The organism is Chamaesiphon sp. OTE_75_metabat_556 (assembly GCF_031378165.1).
In the GTDB taxonomy this organism is placed as follows: Bacteria; Cyanobacteriota; Cyanobacteriia; order Cyanobacteriales; family Chamaesiphonaceae; genus Chamaesiphon.
Genome location: NZ_JANNDR010000079.1, coordinates 1 through 1,500, shown reverse-complemented (window position 1 = coordinate 1,500; position 1,500 = coordinate 1). Strand labels below are relative to the sequence as shown.

Genomic DNA, 1,500 nt, shown 5'->3' with positions numbered 1-1,500 from the left:
ATGCGGCTGCTAGTGGGGTCTATCGCTACGTCAAAACCAAGAAATATCAGGAAGAAAGTCAGGTCGATCGGTGGTTGTATGGTAATTATGGAATGCGGCCATCGGGCAATCTCTGGGAACGGTGGGGTAAATCATTGGGAAATGCAGCTAATACTTCAGTTTTAGCTTTACCCGATCGATTGTTGGCATTATGGGAAGGTGGCGCGCCACACGCGTTAGATTTAGATACTTTAGCAACACTAGGTACGGATAATTTAGGTAGCAAATTCACACCATTAGTTTACTCAGCACATCCCAAAGTCGATCCAATTTCGGGACATATCTATAACTTTGGCATCGAGATCGGGGCACAGCCAAAACTCAACCTGTATGAAAGCGATCGTACTGGTAAGATCGTTAAATCCACACAAACAAAACTACCCAGACTGACAACCGTTCATGACTTTTTGATGGTTGGTAAATATTTGGTATTTTGCATTAACCCGATCGAGATTAAACCACTACCGATCCTACTTCAATTGGCTAGCTATAGTGAATCGATCCGGTGGCAGCCAGCACTCGGAACGCAAATCATGGTATTCGATCGTGAGGATCTGAGTCTAGTTAGTAACTTTACTACCGAGCCGTGGTATCAGTGGCATTTTGGGAACGGTTATGTCAATGCTAACGGTCAGATTATCTGCGATTTAGTTCGCTATCCAGATTTTGATACTAATGAATTTTTGCGAGAAGTAGCAACTGGTGAAACTCACACTGAGGCAATCGGGACACTCTGGCAACTAGTCATCGATCCGGCGGCTGGTAAACTGATTAGTAGCGAACAACTAATCGATCGTAGTTGTGAATTTCCATTAGTGCCATCATCTCAAGTCGGACAAGCATGGCGATATACCTATTTAGCAGTTCACAAATCAGGTGCAGTTCTCAATCGAGAATTAGTGGGGACAATTGGCAGATTCGATCGACAGATGCATACTTTAACTACTGCCAATCTTGCCAGTCATTTATATCCCACCGAACCGATTCATGTTGTCGATAAATTCGATCCTAGTCGAGGCTGGATTCTCACAGTAATTTATGACGGCGAACACCATCAGAGTGAAGTCTGGATTTACGATTGTGACAGATTGGACGAGCCACCAGTCTGTAGATTGGGTTTACCTAGTGTGGTGCCGATGGGTTTTCATGGTATTTGGAAGAGAACCTAACTGAATTAATCTCCCAAAACTATCCGCTCCTACTACTAGATAAGATTCTAAAATCTCAGTACTAGTAATAGGAGCGGTCTAGGGGGTCTGTTCGCTGGAACCTGGCTGCTGAGAGAAACTCTACCAACAAACAGGAGTGAATCTAGAACGATTCTATAGACAAACCGATAAGTTTACTAGAGGACAGTCCCAGCACTCAGCCGGCTAACTCCAGTTTCGAGACCCAGACGTGTACTACTCTCGATCATGGGCACCACCTCCTAATATAATAATTGGATAGCTGTACTAGACA

1 protein-coding gene is annotated in these 1,500 nt (G+C 44.1%); it reads left to right on the top strand.

The genetic code is table 11. The features are described from left to right. A partial coding sequence (locus RMO27_RS03880) for a carotenoid oxygenase family protein (protein WP_309729300.1) occupies window positions 1-1,208 on the top strand: 1,208 nt, incomplete at its 5' end. Window positions 1,209-1,500 lie beyond the last annotated feature (292 nt).